Source organism: Streptomyces albospinus, assembly GCF_014648695.1.
Taxonomy (GTDB): domain Bacteria; phylum Actinomycetota; class Actinomycetes; order Streptomycetales; family Streptomycetaceae; genus Streptomyces; species Streptomyces albospinus.
In genome coordinates, this window is record NZ_BMRP01000151.1 from 1 (window position 1) to 334 (window position 334).

Annotated in this window: 1 protein-coding gene; it reads right to left on the reverse strand. The window is 82.9% G+C overall.

The window, feature by feature from the left end; all coding sequences use genetic code 11:
* A partial coding sequence (locus tag IEZ17_RS41715; protein WP_189308840.1) for a hypothetical protein occupies positions 1 to 334 on the reverse strand: 334 nt, incomplete at both ends.

Genomic DNA, 334 nt, shown 5'->3' on the forward strand with positions numbered 1-334 from the left:
CCGGGGTCTGGAACATCGGCTCGGTGAACACCGGCGCCTGGAAGACCGCCGTCGGCGGCTTCTGCGCCCGGCGACGACCGCGGACCGGCGCCTCCTGCCCGGGCTCCTCCGCGGCACGCGGCGCGGGCGCCTCGGCAGCGGCCGGCTCCGGGGCGCGCTCACCACGGCGGCGCGCCCGGCGGCGCGGGGCCTCGGCCTCGGCGGCCGGCGCCTCCGGTGCCTGCTCGGCGGCGGGGGCGGCGCCCTCCTCGGCGGCGACCTGCGGTGCACCGGCCGGAGCGGTGGCCTTGCGGGTGGCCCGGCGGCGGCTACGGGCCGGACGCGTACCCTCCTC